Annotated in this window: 16 protein-coding genes and 1 riboswitch; of the genes, 6 read left to right on the top strand and 10 right to left on the bottom strand. The window is 45.3% G+C overall.

The features are described 5' to 3' along the window. Positions 1-124: 124 nt before the first annotated feature. From QUB68_RS04630 to QUB68_RS04610, 5 genes are all read right to left on the bottom strand, one after another. On the bottom strand, positions 125-1,117 hold the full coding sequence (locus tag QUB68_RS04630; protein WP_332989816.1) for a methyltransferase domain-containing protein: 993 nt from the start codon (positions 1,115-1,117) through the stop codon (positions 125-127). Positions 1,118-1,297: 180 nt separating this feature from the next. Next, entirely contained in the window at positions 1,298-2,449 is a 1,152-nt protein-coding gene (locus QUB68_RS04625) for a fatty acid desaturase (protein WP_332989814.1), read from the bottom strand. 130 nt (positions 2,450-2,579) lie between these two features. After that, complete coding sequence (locus tag QUB68_RS04620) at positions 2,580-3,035, bottom strand: hypothetical protein (RefSeq protein WP_332989812.1); 456 nt, start codon at positions 3,033-3,035, stop codon at positions 2,580-2,582. Next, complete coding sequence (locus tag QUB68_RS04615; protein WP_332989810.1) at positions 3,025-3,207, bottom strand: hypothetical protein; 183 nt, start codon at positions 3,205-3,207, stop codon at positions 3,025-3,027. The genes QUB68_RS04620 and QUB68_RS04615 overlap by 11 nt, the downstream gene beginning before the upstream one ends. 302 nt (positions 3,208-3,509) lie before the next feature. Further along, positions 3,510-3,653, bottom strand: a riboswitch (cobalamin riboswitch). Between the two features lie 73 nt (positions 3,654-3,726). Continuing rightward, positions 3,727-3,867, bottom strand: coding sequence for a hypothetical protein (locus QUB68_RS04610; protein WP_332989808.1), 141 nt, complete (start codon positions 3,865-3,867; stop codon positions 3,727-3,729). 105 nt (positions 3,868-3,972) lie between these two features. Here QUB68_RS04610 and QUB68_RS04605 point away from each other — a divergent pair, with 105 nt between their 5' ends. Next, positions 3,973-4,440 carry a hypothetical protein gene (locus tag QUB68_RS04605; protein WP_332989806.1) on the top strand — a complete coding sequence of 156 codons (468 nt, stop codon included), beginning with the start codon at positions 3,973-3,975 and terminating at the stop codon, positions 4,438-4,440. Positions 4,441-4,590: 150 nt separating this feature from the next. Here QUB68_RS04605 and thiO read toward each other — a convergent pair whose 3' ends face one another. Both thiO and QUB68_RS04595 read right to left on the bottom strand, forming a co-directional pair. Beyond that, positions 4,591-5,679, bottom strand: coding sequence for a glycine oxidase ThiO (gene thiO / locus QUB68_RS04600; protein ID WP_332989804.1), 1,089 nt, complete (start codon positions 5,677-5,679; stop codon positions 4,591-4,593). Between the two features lie 191 nt (positions 5,680-5,870). After that, entirely contained in the window at positions 5,871-6,209 is a 339-nt protein-coding gene (locus tag QUB68_RS04595) for a 2Fe-2S iron-sulfur cluster-binding protein (RefSeq protein WP_332989802.1), read from the bottom strand. Between the two features lie 116 nt (positions 6,210-6,325). Here QUB68_RS04595 and cimA point away from each other — a divergent pair, with 116 nt between their 5' ends. Continuing rightward, positions 6,326-7,936 (top strand): citramalate synthase, encoded by a 1,611-nt coding sequence (gene cimA / locus QUB68_RS04590; RefSeq protein ID WP_332989800.1) that lies wholly within the window; start codon positions 6,326-6,328, stop codon positions 7,934-7,936. Between the two features lie 194 nt (positions 7,937-8,130). Here cimA and QUB68_RS04585 read toward each other — a convergent pair whose 3' ends face one another. From QUB68_RS04585 to QUB68_RS04575, 3 genes are all read right to left on the bottom strand, one after another. Next, on the bottom strand, positions 8,131-10,341 hold the full coding sequence (locus QUB68_RS04585; RefSeq protein WP_332989798.1) for a peptidase domain-containing ABC transporter: 2,211 nt from the start codon (positions 10,339-10,341) through the stop codon (positions 8,131-8,133). Positions 10,342-10,475: 134 nt separating this feature from the next. Beyond that, on the bottom strand, positions 10,476-10,649 hold the full coding sequence (locus QUB68_RS04580) for a hypothetical protein (protein WP_332989796.1): 174 nt from the start codon (positions 10,647-10,649) through the stop codon (positions 10,476-10,478). A gap of 171 nt (positions 10,650-10,820) precedes the next feature. Next, entirely contained in the window at positions 10,821-11,048 is a 228-nt protein-coding gene (locus QUB68_RS04575; protein WP_332989794.1) for a secretion protein HlyD, read from the bottom strand. Positions 11,049-11,518: 470 nt separating this feature from the next. Between QUB68_RS04575 and QUB68_RS04570 the strand changes: the two genes are divergently transcribed. The 4 genes from QUB68_RS04570 to QUB68_RS04555 all read left to right on the top strand — a co-directional run bounded on the left by QUB68_RS04570 (position 11,519) and on the right by QUB68_RS04555 (position 15,584). Next, entirely contained in the window at positions 11,519-12,634 is a 1,116-nt protein-coding gene (locus QUB68_RS04570; RefSeq protein ID WP_332989792.1) for an HlyD family secretion protein, read from the top strand. A gap of 255 nt (positions 12,635-12,889) precedes the next feature. After that, the gene (trpS, locus tag QUB68_RS04565; protein WP_332989791.1) at positions 12,890-13,900 is read left to right on the top strand and encodes a tryptophan--tRNA ligase; all 1,011 of its coding nucleotides are present in this window, start codon (positions 12,890-12,892) and stop codon (positions 13,898-13,900) included. A gap of 152 nt (positions 13,901-14,052) precedes the next feature. Continuing rightward, a complete protein-coding gene (locus QUB68_RS04560; protein ID WP_332989789.1) occupies positions 14,053-14,943 on the top strand; it encodes a methylenetetrahydrofolate reductase in 891 nt (296 codons plus the stop codon). Between the two features lie 41 nt (positions 14,944-14,984). Beyond that, positions 14,985-15,584 carry a Uma2 family endonuclease gene (locus tag QUB68_RS04555; RefSeq protein WP_332989788.1) on the top strand — a complete coding sequence of 200 codons (600 nt, stop codon included), beginning with the start codon at positions 14,985-14,987 and terminating at the stop codon, positions 15,582-15,584. The last annotated feature ends 20 nt before the right edge of the window (positions 15,585-15,604 follow it).

The following is a 15,604-nucleotide window of genomic DNA, read 5'->3' as shown; positions in this document are numbered from 1 at the left end:
TTTGAGCATTAATTAAATCAACTGCATCAGGCTGTGGGATGGGCGTCTCGCCCGTCCAAAAGGGACGGGCGAGACGCCCATCCCACAAGAACCATGAAAATTGCAGTTTATTTAATTCTCATTCCTAAACACCAGTCATAATTTTAGTAGAACTTGTTGCTGTAAATTCTGCCAAGGAATTTGCTCGAATTACGCGGAACATTCCAAAGCGACAAAGCCCCGCACCAAATGCTAAACGCATTAGTAAAAGAGTCGGTACTTCTCGCAGAGACTTGATAAAACCCGATATACCAAAACGTACTAATCCGGCCGGTCTAGCTATACCTTGCCAGATAGAATCTATCCATGAAGGAAGGGTTTCTTTCGTCCAATCTGCGGTGGTTACAGCGCCCTCTACAAACCCCGTTTCCTCTAAAAGTTCTGAAAAGCCCTCGATGCTTGAAAAAGCCGGATGTGACCATTGATCCAGTAGTTGCTGCATTACAGGTTTCTCCCAGAAATTCAGAGGGATTTCGCGATCGTCTCTTTGATTCCAATCCGCCACAACTAGCACGCCACCGGGCTTTACGACTCTCATCAACTCTTTGGCAAACACGGCTTTATCTGGCATATGGGGCCCAGCTTCGATCGACCAAACCACATCAAAACTCGCATCGGGAAACGAAAGTGCCATAGCATCATCCACCCGAAACTGCAAATCAAGTTCTGGGGGAGTTAATTCTTGAGCGCGTTTAACTTGCTGCGGGCTGATAGTAATTCCAGTGACTGCGAAGCGGTAATCCTGTGCCAAAATGCGGCTGCTACCCCCAATTCCACAGCCCACATCTAAGACGGTAGTACCAGCAGGTAATTGATCCAAGCCGCCCCAGCGCACCATTTCATGCACAAAATCGGATTTGGCTGTGAGGAAATCTTTCTGTTGCGGCGGCGTACCGTAATGGCCCAAGTGGATATGTTCGCCCCAATAAAACTCCAGAATGCCGTCTTCCGTCCATTCGTCGTAGGAATTCGCCACAGAGTCGGATGATTGATAAGGGCGAGCCGTGATTAAATAGATCGTAAGGGCGATCGCCAGTAGTGCAAACACAACTCCAACTACAACAACAAATAAATTCATTTTTTACCTGAGCTCCAAAGCAGAATATAGGCTGAAATTGCCAAAAAAAATGGGGCGATTGAACGATTATAAGATAATACTGCGGTTTCAAGCGCCTCTACCCAAACTATCTCCGCCTTCACAGACTGAATAAGACAAAAGACCACACAATTTTAAGGACTCGTTCTTCAACCCGCTTTTCTAGGGTTTTGCTTGTACAAAAGCGGTTTCAACCGTCAGATCTTTTACCTTGACCAATTGACTTTGTACTTTTTCTTTAAATGATGCGATCGATTGCAAGCTATCAGAATCAGCATCCCAAAGAATGAACTTGAAACAATCAGGGATTTCGCCAATTGTCATAATTCTTGAATTACCAAGCAGGTGCAGATTAGCATTGTGACACGCCCGAAGATTGTAATTAGGGATTCGCTCAGAAAGATGATGAATATTGTGGTAAGCAATATCAGCCGAAAACCAATTAAGAATAGCTGGTAATTTGAGATAACTGCTACCTTCGATCGCACCAAGCAGATAGTCCCAGCCCTCTGTTTTGTGAGCGTAGGAACCCTCAAAATTATGCTGTACAAAGAAGATACAGATAAATATCGCCGCCGAGCAAGTCATCACAATTGAGTAAACACTCCAGAAAAAGCCAACCCCAAGTAAGTTGCTCAGATAAATCCAGCTACCCACAACACAAATATTGTTGAAGAGTAAATCCCAAAACTCAGCCGTCGTATACCAATGTTTGGATTTATAAGAGGCAATGATTGCAGATAAACCCATGCCAGAATCTTGATTTAGACAAGTGAAAATATGTTGAATAAAACCAACACTCCCCAAAACTAGCGCGAGTCTTGGCTTAATAATCAGGTAGAAAAAACCACCAGGAAACAGCATCAACGGGTGTCTGAGCAATTGATATATCTTTTGATTGAATGGACTTAGCGCCGCAAATTTTTCTGTAGAAATCAACGCCGAAGGGCCGCGGTACATATCCCAATTACCATTATGTTTGTGATGGTAAGCGTGTCCCCTAGACCAGGGGTACTGAGGAATTGCATTGATGATACCGAGCAGAAAGCCCACGGTGCGATTGACTTTTTTGGAGCTAAACAGAGAATAGTGTCCGCAATCGTGCATTAAGGAGAAACAGCGTCCTGAAAAGAGTGTCATTAACACGATTATCGGCGGTAGAAGGAATACAGAAATGGCAGCAGCTTTAAATGCTAAAAACCATAAAAATATATAGGGAATTACGGTATTGAGTATTTGGCAAGTAGCTTTGAAATTGTTGCTCTTCATATAAGGAGCTAGCACAAAATCTGACTTTTTGATCGCGCTTTTCATTCAGTATGTCTGTAGTGTGGATAAGTGCTAAGCTGAGAATGAGGATCTGGATATTTTTGCCATTGTAAAAATGGGTTAATTGCGGTTTAATTTTAACCCATGCTTGATAAACCTGCTGATAAGATTGAGTTCATTGTCTTCTCCTTTGGGTTGTATCGTGCAGTTGAAATTCATCCCAGCGCTGACGTACTTGGTCGTAACAATCAACCGGAGAAATTGCTAAACGTTGCAGCAAATCGATTTCAATTTGACCGTTACCTGTTAGCAAAATGATAATTTCTTGGGTGGGATTGTAGGTGGCAATAATTTGAAGTACATTGGAGAGAGTGGATGGCTCTAATTCGAGTCGTTGTAGATAATCTGTTACTGATAATTCAGTGATGAATTGTAAGTGATGCCCAACGGTATCACTCTGCCAATTTACAAGTTTGTTGACAGGTAGATCGACATCACAAACCACCATACCTCGACCAACTTTTAAAAATCCATTCCAAGCGGTGTATCCAATTGTCAGGATATTTTGGTGTATGAACAGATTCTGCCAATGGCGAAAGCTACCTTGCTGCTTGTTATTTTCAACTTGCATCGGCTTCCTCACGCAACACTTTAACATATTTCACGATATTTTTCAGCGCAGGAATCCCCTGCAATAAGGCATCTGTTTCTAATTTTTCACTCCCAAATGCTTCTCGGGCTTTCTTGAATTCCCGGTTTTTACCAATCCGAGGATAGCCAAATGTCTCAGTTAGAATCGTCATCACTCTAGTTAGTTAATTGAATTAGTGAAAATTGGCAGCAAAAATATACTGAGGCTGAGTTCAAATCAGTACAAAGTATGATGATTTGCTCATTGTAGGGACAGACGATAGCGAAAGATTTAGCGATTGGTGGACGATCGCCTCGTATTTACACTCACGAAGAAACTATTGCCTGACTCAAATCTATCAGGAATCAGTGAAATCCAATCTATATCGTTCTAAGTCAATAGATCGATCGCCAAAACACATAAATTTTGAGAATGCTGAATTAACCATCATCTATGCCTCGTAGACGAAAAAGAACAGGTTTGCGATATCGGCGGGCCTTCTGACTAAGAGACTCTATCATCTCATCACAGTTGCGGGACAGCGCCGGACTTACACCGGACTTTCCCCGTTTCTTCCAACAGTGATTTTTTGTTGGAACCGATTTTCGCACATCTATGAGGTTATCACAACTTTGGCTTGTTTGCATAAAAAACTGTGAAACGTCTCAGGAACCTCACCAATCGCTACTGTTTAGGGTTCAAGCCCCAACTCGATCGCACTTTCAAACATTCGGCGACTCCCAAATATTTTTATCTGCCGGGAGGGTGATACGGGCGATCGACTTTCCAGCCTGTATCGCGCCGCCTGAGTTTTTGGCAAACCGCTACTCATTTACCAAATTTCACCTCATCGAGACGGGAATTTGAGGAAGATCGTTCTTTGCGCTCGCAGCTCCGACTTGCTACAATCTAATCGCACCCGCAACTAGAATATATCATGAGCGAACTGTTAGATGAGACGCTTTCTATTGAAATCGCCACTCGCATCAAAAGCAACCGGAAAAACTGCTTTGATAACGCTTCCAAAGCAGCATTAACCACCGAAGGCGCAATCTACGTCCAAGGATTTTTAGCTGCACCCGGAGTACCTTACAAACCCATCGAGTATAGCTGGATTGAACTCGACGAGCGAATTGTTGACCCCACTTTTCCCCATCTCGGTTTCAGCGCTCAAGACATTCATTACTTTCCCGCCCAGCGATTGAGCATCAAGAAACTCAAAGCAATTCTAGATGAGTCAAAAGAAGATTATCCAGAAGATGACCCGCTGCCGGTTTACGGAAATCAACCCTATGAATATTACGGCGATGTGATGTTAGGCGGTAAAGATTACCAAAAGGCTTACGATTTGGCTGCGAGTAAATGCCGGGAATTGAACCAACCCCAAAAACAGGATCTTAACTAATTATGACTTACAAAAAAATGGTTCCCAGCATCGAACTTTAGTCCTCCTGCATTCAGCCGTTGACCAGAATCAAGTTCGTAGTAAGGACTTTAGTCCTTCTTCATTTATCTTTATAAAGAGAGGACTAAAGTCCTCACTACAAACCGAAGGTCATGAAAATGCAAACCTCGAATAATTAAACGCAGGCAATAACGGATCTAACTTTTGCTGCAACATCAAATCAGCTAACAACTTAGCCGTCACCGGAGCCAACAAAATGCCATTGCGATAATGCCCCGTCGCCAGCGTCAAATTCTCCCAAACACTAGCACCCAAAATCGGCAGCTCATCGGGAGTTGCCGGCCGAAATCCCCACCAAAACTCTAGAATCGGATAATTTTGCAATTCAGGATATAACTCGATCGCTCCTGCTAGCAAACTTTGGATTCCCGCAGGCGTATTTCCTGGGGTGAAATCCACATTTTCGCTAGTTGCGCCAATAATAATTCTGCCATCTTGACGCGGTACAATATAAATGCCTGTGCCGAATAAAACTGTTTGCAGTGGCTGAGTGACTCCACTATCTTCTGGTACGCATACTGACAGCATTTGCCCCTTTCTTGGAAAAACCGGAACATCCAATAACTGCTCAGACCAAGGCCCTGACGCCAAAACATAACTGTCGGCTTGCAATTTCCCTGCCGTTGTTTCCACGCCAAAAACTCGGTTTCCCTGCCGAATAATTTGCCCTGCACTGCCTTGAATAATCTCAATTTGCAATTCTTTAGTTGCGGCTTGAAGCGTCCGAAATAAAGCGCGGTTGTCAACTTGAGCGTCGTCGGGATACCACCAGCCACCAATTACTTCTTCACCCAATCCTAACTGCTGCTGGCGAACAGCGTCTGCATCTAACCATTGAGAATTAAGGTTTGACAAATGTGGCTGTTCTTGAGGCTGATTTTGACAGACTGGTGCGAGAATGCCCGATCGCCAATAACCCGTTTTCAACCCCGTAATCTCTTCCAGTCGTTCCACCCAGGCAGCATACAGGGAGCGACTTTGCAAGCACAAATCCAGCATCGGACTGGGGGGAATTCGTTCAGCTTGGGGGGCGAGCATTCCGGCGGCGGCCCGGGCCGTCGGTTGTGGAGAATCGGCGGTGAGAACTGCGACAGAAGCCCCTCGCAACTTCAGTTCAACTGCTAGCGAAAGACCGATAATTCCGCCGCCAATAATCAGAATATCTTCAGATGAATTCATTGACTTTTCTATGGACTTTCTGGCTTTTTTACCTCTCTGACTTCTTGAGAGTAAGGTGCTAGTGCTCGCACCTTACAATTAGAATTCTTGGGCAATTCCTACATATTCTCTTGTGGGGCGATGCTCTGAGCATCACCCAAAATATGCAATCTAAATGCAATACAGCTTATCAGCCTTCCTGCACAAAAAATCTATCCTTGAGGTTTCCATACAGTTTCCGAACCCTGGCCCCAGAAACCGTCATATTTTGTCACCTTAATATCGCCTAAAACCTTAGTTTGGCAGGACAAACGGCGGTTCGATGCGGGAGAATGGGGAGGAAGCGAAAGTCGCGCTTTTTCGCGCCACTCGGGCTCGGAAACTGCGCCCTCGACGGTGACGGCGCAGGTGCCGCAAGTACCCAAACCGTGACAGTTGATGACTTTGGCGTTGCCATTGTAGAGATCGATGCCGTTTTTCAGCAAAACTTCACGGAGATTCGATCCGCGATCGCACTCAAATGTTTTTCCTTGCGCTTGTACCTTGACCACAGCAATTCACCCCAATTAGATTTATGTTAACTTTCCTATATATTATCGCATTTATTTCAAATAAATTCATCTAATATGATAAGTCATATATTACCAATTTCTAATTGAGAATTCCCATGACAAATCGGCTCTGGATCTACGATACCACGCTGCGAGACGGTGCTCAGTGCGAGGGACTCTGCTTATCTCTCGAAGATAAACTGCGCATAGCTCGGCAGTTAGATAGTTTAGGAATTCCCTTTATTGAAGGCGGCTGGCCGGGGGCGAATCCTAAAGATGTACAATTTTTTTGGCGGCTCAAAGAACAGCCACTAACTCAAGCAGAAGTTGTCGCTTTTTGTTCGACTAGGCGACCGGGAAGAACAGCAGCCAATGATGAAATGTTGCAGCCTATCTTGTCCGCTGGTACTCGCTGGGTAACACTGTTTGGCAAGTCGTGGGATTTGCACGTAATTGAAAGTTTGAAGACGACGCTAGAAGAAAATCTGGCGATGATTCGAGATACTATTGAATATTTACGGAGTCAGGGAAGGCGCGTTATTTATGATGCCGAACACTGGTTTGATGGATACAAACACAATCCCGATTATGCCATTAAAACTTTAGCAGCGGCGGCGGATGCCGGTGCAGAATGGCTGGTGCTTTGCGATACTAACGGCGGTACTTTGCCTCACGAAGTCAGTCAGGTTGTTCGCGATGTTTTAGCAGCTTTAGGAACCCGCGCAAATTCCTTACAGTTAGGAATTCACACTCACAATGACTCGGGAGTTGCGGTTGCTAATGCTTTGGCTGCTGTGCGGGAAGGGGTGAAAATGGTACAGGGAACTATTAACGGTTACGGAGAACGCTGCGGCAATGCCGACTTGTGTTCTTTGATTCCTAATTTTCAACTGAAGTTGGGTTATGATTGCATTCAAAACGAACAATTAGTTAAATTAACTCAAGTCAGCCGATCGATTAGCGAAATTGTCAATCTTGCTCCCGATGATCATGCTCCTTTTGTCGGCCTTTCGGCTTTTGCTCACAAGGGCGGAATTCATGTATCGGCGGTTGAAAAAAATCCGTTAACTTACGAACATTTGGAACCGCAAAAAGTCGGGAACATCCGGCGAATTGTGATTTCGGATCAATCGGGTTTGAGTAATGTTTTGGCGAAGGCTAAGACTTTTGGCATTGAGCTCGATCGCCAAAATCCTGCTTGTCGCCAAATTCTGCAAAAATTGAAAGATTTGGAAAGTCAAGGATATCAATTTGAGGGCGCTGAGGCGTCTTTTGAATTGTTGATGCGGGAGGCTTTGTCGCAGCGACAGCGCTGGTTTGAAATTACGGGATTTCAAGTCCACTGCGATAAGGTTGGCGAAGATTGTACGGCTTTAGCCACGGTGAAATTGTCGGTAAACGGTACTAATATTCTGGAATGTGCGGAAGGAAACGGCCCGGTTTCGGCTTTGGATGCGGCTTTGCGGAAAGCTTTGATGAATTTTTATCCGGCGATAGCCCATTTTTATCTGACAGATTACAAGGTGCGAATTCTGGATTCTGGTGCGGGTACTTCTGCTAAAACTCGCGTTTTATTGGAATCGAGCAACCGCCAGCAGCGCTGGACTACTGTGGGGGTTTCTACTAATATTTTGGATGCTTCTTGTCAGGCGGTGGTTGAGGGTTTGGAGTACGGTTTGGTGTTGGAAAATCAGGAGGCGATTCCCCTGGTTTGTCGGGTGCATTAGACTTCTTACAGCAATAGCTTGGACGGGCAAGATGCCCGTTCCACAGCAATAGCTTGGACGGGCAAGATGCCCGTTCCACAGCAATAGCTTGGACGGGCAAGATGCCCGTTCCACAAAAAACTTTTTCTTGTGGGATGGCTTTGAGCATCGTCCGAAAATTTGATCGAAAAGACTTTTGCAATCTTGTCTAATTTTTAAGGATGCAAAAACTCTAAATGGTCTCCGGGAATCGATCGCAATTTTGCAGCAGATCCTTGTAATTTCAACCTGCCGCGTTCTAACATGATAATCCAATCGGCGCGATCGATCACTCGCGGCCTGTGACTGATAAAAATCGTAGTTTTCCCCTGCCGCTGCATCAACAAATTCTCCAACACTTCCGCCTCGCTGGCGGGGTCTAGCCCTGCGGTAGATTCGTCTAGAATCAATACGGGCGGGTTGTTGAGAATGGCGCGGGCGATCGCCAATCTCTGTCTTTGTCCCCCAGAAATATTCGCTCCAAACTCCCCTAAAACAGTTTGATATTTATCCGGCAATTGGCTGATAAATTCATCCGCCCCCGCAATTTTACACGCTTTCACAATCTGTTCAAAGCTGACATCGGGACTGCCCAAATGAAAATTATCGAGAATCGAACGGCTCCAGAAATGCGCTTCTTGGGGAACAAGAACCACCTGCTGTCTGAGACAATCGAGAGACAAATCCTGCAAATTGTAACCGCCAATTCTCACATTACCAGATTGCAGCGGATACAGACCAGCAATTACCTTAGCTAGCGTACTTTTTCCGCAACCAGAATAACCGATTAAAGCAATTGCGTGACCGCCCGGAAACGTCACAGAAAAATTTTCCAGCAAGTCAAGTCTGCCTGGGTAGTGAAAATTAACACTCTTGCAAACAATTTCGTCACGATCTTGAAGCGTTACCACAGGTTTATTAATATCGCTTTTACTTTCCGGCTCAGCGTCTATAACTTCCGAAAGCCGTTGAGTTGCTGTCTGGACGCGAGCCATTTCATCAGTACATTCGACCAAGGAAGTCACCCAAGTAGTAACGTTTTGATTCATGCTAATAAATGCTAGCAACTGACCAATACTCAATACCTTGTCAATCACCAAACCGCTGCCCAACCACAGCAGGGTAATGCTGCCCGCTGAAGCAATAAAACCAGAAAAAATATTATTGAGAATGCCAATTTGTGTAGTGCGAAAAGTAAGACTCGCTAAGCGACCGAAGCGGCTTTGAAATTCTTCCCAAAGTTGCTGGGCGCTGCTAGTCGTCTTGACAGTCAGCGCGCCTTTAAAGGTTTCTACTAAAACGCCTTGAGTTTCTGCTTCCAGTACAAATAAATTCCGCGTTTTTTGCTGTAATACGGGCAGAAAAACTACTGTAGAGGCAGTCATGAACAGAGCAATTACTGTAGCTGCTAGCGTCAGTTCCTTGCTGTAAAATAACATTAAAATAAAAGAAACTACAGCTATAAAGAATTGACTTGGTAAGCTGATTGCAAATTGAGAAACTAATTTATTGATTTCTTGGATATCTTGTAATCTACTGACGATTTCGCCGCTGCGTCTGGTTTCGTAAAAGCTTAAAGGCAATCGCAGGAATTTACGCCCGAATTCCATCACCAATCCCAACTCTAAACGCTGGGAAAATTGAGCAATCAAGTTTGATTGTACTAATCCTAAACTGCTGCTAAATAGGTTCATAACTATAACTGCGATCGCCACACTTGCCAAAAGTTGCGTGTCGCCCCGCACCAAAATGTCGTCGGTGAGCAGTTGTACGAGAAAAGGCGAAGAAATTGACAGCAAACCCAACACCATATTCAGCAACAGTGCTTCCATTAAAAGCTGGCGGTAAATCCAAACCCGGCGCATCCATTTTTGTACGGAATTAGCGGGCGGTTGGCCGTCTGCTTCGGCAAAAAACCGCTCTGGATCTGGGTCTACCAGCAAGCACAGCCAATCTGTCCAACCTGCTGCTAATTCTTCTTTGGAAATATAGCGCATACCGACAGCCGGATCGCCGATCGCATATTTGTCGCCCTGTTTTCCGTACAAAACAACCCAGTGATACCCGCTCCAGTGAATAATTGCTGGTAAAGGTGCTTCATCAATTTTGTCTAAAATAGCAGCCGCTGCTCGCACGGATCGAGCATTAAAGCCGATCGCCTCAGCCCCCTGTTTCAAGCCTAGTAAAGTCGTCCCCTTTTGACCAGTGCCCGCACATTCTCGCAAGCGACTAATAGTAAAATTCTGTCCGTAAAATTTCGCGATCGAAGCCAAACAAGCCGCCCCGCAATCTTCTTCGCTCTGCTGGAGAACAACCTGATACTTCTTAAACCGGTTGACTTGTCCGAATAATGGCATTTTGCCGATAAAAGGGATGTTCTTTAACATTTTGCAAAATGAATAATGGGTAGAGCATAATGAAGATTACTCATCACCCACTACCCAATCAGCAAAAAGCACCCATAAAGTTATGGGTGCTTTTTTGCTCCACAGTTATAGAGCTCAATTGAGAGCAGTAAACTTTAGTAGTAGGCGTAGCGGACTACTCTTCTGAAGGAACCGTCGCAATTGCGGCGGTACACGACCCAACTGCGCCGGCGACAGCGATCGTAATCATAGTAGTGACCGCCGTTGACGCTAGCTGATTCTTCCGGGGTGAGTTCAGCAAACAGTGAATTGTCCTTTGTTTCTTGCATGATGATTTGACTCCTTTAAGTTGATAAGATTGAACGAGAACTAGAAATTTGATAAAATTTATATAGTCTCGTGTAATTACTAACTAATAGTTCTTCAAGTCCTGGGCGACTTCCGGAATATTACTGAGATTTTTTCAAGTTTTCTCAGATCGCACTACCTGACTCACCTCTCTAGACTACTAGGGTTTTGTAAGGGCGATCGCGCATCGGATCGTACAGGTAAAGCTGGCTCGGCTGTGGTACGAAAAACAGCATATTGAGGCGATCGCTGGTGCTGTTTTCCGTGGCGCTGTCGGTGTTACCAATGCTGAAACCGCTGGTAATGCTGCCGCCGCTAACAGTAGCAGATTCTCGATCGTTTAGTTCGGTGAAGAATGACTCTTGTTGATTGTCCGACATCAGGAACTCCTATTAATACATATGTACTTACTTACGTACACATCCCAGAAAAACCGGGTAACAGGGCCAAAAATCCTGGCTGAAACCCTCTATTTTCATGACTTCTGCCCGCTAGCTCCGCCATTTTTGATGTTTGGGCCAATTTGCTGCTGGGAACGGCCAAGTTGTGCGGATTTTGACTTTGAGCCTGTGAATTTTGATTGAGACTTCTAAACCTATGCTTGGTGTCCGGAAAGCGGAAAATTAATGTGACAAAAGAAATAAGAGAGCGCTCTCTCCCTCGGCCAACTCATACCATTTGATATGTGAGATTTGAGATTAGGGAATGACTGATTATGTATGGGTTTGGAGCTTCTGCGCGAGTTGCATTCTTTTTTTGAACTGGTATTAAAACTCAAAACTATCTTGCTCCCCCAACTCAACTCAAAAATCAAAACTCAAAACGATTCCCATTACCCCCAGTAGCCGCCATGTCTCGCACTACCGAACCCACCCCCGCTGAAATTTTTGATAACGACCAGTTTTTGCCCCCTGTCAGCCGCTGGACGACTTTGGGGGGAATTTTGATGGTGGCGACCTTTGGCGGGGCGATCGCCCTTGCTAGCGTCACCAAATACAGCGCTACAGTCAAAGCAGACGCGATCGTCCGTCCAGCCGGAGAAGTGCGCCTCGTACAAGCAGCAACCGAAGGAACCGTCGAAAGCATTGCTGTCAGCGAGAATCAGACAGTAAAAGCAGGAGATGCGATCGCAGTTATTAATGCCTCACTCTTGGGCAATCAAAAAAAGCAGTTTCAAGAAACTGTCACTCAGTCTCAGACAGCAACAGATCAAATCAATCGCCAACTGCGCGACTTGGAAAATCAAATTTTGGCCAGCGCGCAATTTCAGAGTATTCAAAGTGCAAATTCCGCCGCACAGGAATTAGTCGAGTCCGCTATCGTAAAAATCGCCACATCGCAGCCGGATGTCGCCGAGAGACTCGGTAGAAGTCGGCGGGTTTTGCTCGTCAAGCGATCGTCCATTCAACAACAATTAATTCAAGCTAAAAAAGAACTAAATCAAATCGAGTCAAAACTCGAAAATAGCGCGATCCGCGCCCCCGCTGATGGTACAATTCTCAAATTGGAAGTACGCAATATCGGTCAAACCGTACAAGCCGGCAGCGCGATCGCCCAAATCGTCCCCAGCGACGTACCCCTGGTAATCAAAGCCAAGGTGACATCCCAAGACATCGCCCGCATCCAAATCGGCCAACCCGTGCAGATCAGGATTTCCGCTTTACCCTTCCCCGACTACGGCACACTCAAAGGAACAGTCAGCGAAATCGCCCCAGATGCGATCGCCCCTCAAAATCCCGGTAACAATTTAGGTACAGCTTATTACGAAGTAGCAATTAAACCGCAACAAACCTATTTAACAAAACTCAACTCCACCAGCGGCCAATTCTTCGGAAAACCCCAGACAAATGTCCCCCGCCAGTATTCAATTCAATCGGGAATGGAAGGCAGAGCAGATATTATTACCGGCCAAGAAACAGTTCTGACATTTATGTTGCGCAAAGCCAGGTTGCTGACAGATTGGTAACTTTTTTCAAGCTAAGGACACGGCAATGCCGTGTCCCTACAGATGTCTTAAAAAGTAAAGACACGGCAATGCCGTGTCCCTACAGAGGTTTAAAAGTGAAACAGCCTTCTAGCCTGTTCCTGACTTAAAACCTAGGGACACGGCAATGCCGTGTCCGCACAGATGCCCATGCAAAATGTAAATTTTAACCAAAACTATCTTAAATTAAAATAACGTGTCAATATAGAAATGTGACTTCAATTCAATTCTTTCCTCATGGGCAAACAGCGCGTTCTTTCAGGAGTTCAGCCAACAGGCAATCTTCACCTCGGTAACTATCTCGGTGCCATTCGCAACTGGGTAGAAGGTCAAAGCCAGTACGAAAATTACTTTTGCGTAGTCGATTTGCACGCAATTACCGCACCGCACAATCCAGCAACTCTAGCATCCGACACTTACACCATCGCCGCTCTCTATTTAGCTTGCGGCATCGATTTAGAACATTCTACTATTTTCGTGCAATCCCACGTCTCGGCGCACACAGAACTAGCATGGCTGCTCAACTGCATTACGCCGATTAACTGGCTCGAAGACATGATTCAGTTTAAAGAAAAAGCAGTTAAACAAGGCGAAAACGTCAACGCAGGCTTGCTAAATTATCCCGTATTGATGGCAGCCGACATCTTGCTTTACGATGCCGACAAAGTGCCCGTAGGAGAAGATCAAAAACAGCATTTGGAACTCACCCGCGATATCGTCATCAGATTAAACCACCAATTCGGCACACCCGAAAAGCCCGTCTTGAAACTCCCCGAACCCTTAATTAGGACTGACGGCGCGAGAGTGATGAGTTTGACTGACGGCACGCGCAAAATGTCGAAATCTGACCCTTCCGAACTGAGTCGAATTAATTTGTTAGATTCGCCAGATACGATCGCCAAAAAAATCAAGCGCTGCAAAACAGATGCCGTGCGGGGCTTGACTTTTGACGACCCAGAACGCCCGGAAGCGAGAAATTTGCTAACACTGTATCTCCTGCTTTCCGGCAAATCCAAGGAAGAAGTCGCAGCAGAATGTGAAAACATGGGTTGGGGAGATTTCAAACCATTGTTGACAGAGACAACAATTAATGCACTCAAACCTATTCAGGATAAGTACAAAGAAATAATGGACGATCCGGGATATTTAGCATCTGTACTGCGTCGCGGCAGAGAACAAGCAGAAACCATTGCCAACCAAACTTTAACTAAGGTTAAAACCGCTTTCGGTTATTCTCTACCTAATTAGTCATTAGTCATTAGTCATTAGTCATTAGTCATTAGTCATTAGTAGTAACTGTCAACTGTCAACTGCCAACTGCCAACTGCCCACTGTCAACTGCCCACTGTCAACTGCCCACTGCCCACTGCCCACTGCCCACTGTCAACTGTCAACTAACTATGAACCGTTTTCGCACAGCCTGCACCACCCCCGGAGAATTTATAATTACTGCCGAAGTTGCCCCACCAAAAGGTGGCGACATGACTCATACGATCGCAATGGCGGAAATTCTCAAAAACAGAGTGCACGCAATTAACATCACAGACGGAAGCCGCGCAGTGCTGCGAATGTGTCCGCTAGCAGTTTCCGCAATTCTATTGCAGCGCGGAATAGAGCCGATTTGTCAAGTTGCTTGTCGCGATCGCAATCAAATAGGCCTGCAAGCCGATCTCATGGGAGCCCACGCTTTAGGCATCCATAATATCTTGGCACTCACAGGCGATCCAGTCAAAGCCGGCGACCATCCAAAAGCCAAAAGTGTATTCGATTTGGAATCAGTGCGGCTGCTGCAAGTCATTCAAAAAATGAACGGCGGCCAAGACTGGAACGACAAAGCTTTAACAGACGGAGTTACCGATTTATTTGTCGGTGCTGCTGTCGATCCGCAATGCCCCAGTTGGTCGGGTTTGCAAAGCCGATTCGAGAAAAAAGTAGAAGCTGGAGCACAGTTTTTTCAGAGTCAATTAATTACAGATTTTGACGTTTTCGATAAGTTTATGCACCACATTGCTGCTGGCTGCAACAAACCAATTTTAGCAGGAATCTTTTTGTTTAAATCAGCTAAAAATGCTGAATTTATCAAAAAATACGTACCGGGAGTTAACATACCGCAAGAGACGATCGACCGTTTGGAAAAATCCCCAGAACCTTTGCAGGAAGGCATAAAAATTGCGGCAGAACAAGTTAAGCTAGCACGGGATTTGTGTCAAGGAGTACACATGATGGCCGTCAAGCGAGAAGACTTGATTCCGCAAATATTGGATTTGGCGGGAATTGAGCCGCTGAGCTAAAATTGAGTTATTGCTAACGTTTTGAAATTAACAGGACAGTCATGGTTCAAACTATAGACAATCCCACAGTTTCTCCCGCAGCAGAGCAGCATTTCACTTGGCGCGGCTTAACATGGCAGCAGTTTAAGGCAATTCAAGCTAGTTTTGAAAATGTGCCGGGAGTGCGGTTATTTTATTGTCAAGGAGTTTTAGAAATTGTGGGTACTGGAAGGTTGCACGAAGAGATTCGGTGTCTGCTTGGCTTGCTAATGGGACAGTATTTTATCCAAAGAAGAATTGTATTTTTCCTCAGCGGTGCTTACAGCCAGATTGTTGAGGGTCAAGTCGAGTATCAGGCAGATTTATCTTACTGTTTCGGGACTAAAAAAGATGTTCCCGATCTATGTACTGAGGTGGTTGTTACTAGCGGTAGTCCGATTAAACTTCAAAAGTATCGGGTGATGGGTGTGCCGGAAGTTTGGTTCTGGGAAGACGGAACGCTAAAGCTTTATGCTTTGCGAGAACAAGGTTATGAGCAAATTACCAACAGCGAATTGCTGCCTGAGTTAGACTTGTCTTTGCTCAAACGCTGCATTTTATTTGCTTCGCCTTTGGATGCGCTGGAAGAGTTTTCTAGAGAAATGGCCGATCGCAAAACTTGACAAATTTTGGATTTGGCGGG

Origin of the sequence: Microcoleus sp. A006_D1 (genome assembly GCF_036702805.1) — a bacterium.
GTDB lineage: Bacteria > Cyanobacteriota > Cyanobacteriia > Cyanobacteriales > Microcoleaceae > Microcoleus.
Note: the sequence above shows the minus strand (reverse complement) of the source record. Positions and strands in the feature narration are given on the sequence as shown.